1 protein-coding gene is annotated in these 295 nt (G+C 40.7%); it reads left to right on the forward strand.

What is annotated here, in order from left to right:
- A partial coding sequence (locus tag KTE19_RS13765; RefSeq protein WP_488225853.1) for a transposase family protein occupies window positions 1-295 on the forward strand: 295 nt, incomplete at both ends.

The following is a 295-nucleotide window of genomic DNA, read 5'->3' on the forward strand; positions in this document are numbered from 1 at the left end:
ATGCCGAATACAAGCGATCACGATGTGGTCGGAAAACTAAGCTGAGCGATGAGTTAAAGCAAAAAATTCTCAACCATTTACGTCTAAGCTGGTCACCAGGAATGATTGCTCACGAATTTAAACTAGCTACTAAATCTATTTATAATTGGCTAAATCAGGGGAGAATTGGTTTCTCCTTGAATGATCTACCTGAACATGGCGTACGCCAACGGCGTAACGTTGACCAACGATCCAAATATAATCAATCTTTGGGGCGATCAATTGAACAGCGTCCCATGATGATTAATCAACGTAA

This window comes from Lentilactobacillus dabitei (genome assembly GCF_019061365.1).
Taxonomy (GTDB): Bacteria; Bacillota; Bacilli; order Lactobacillales; family Lactobacillaceae; genus Lentilactobacillus; species Lentilactobacillus dabitei.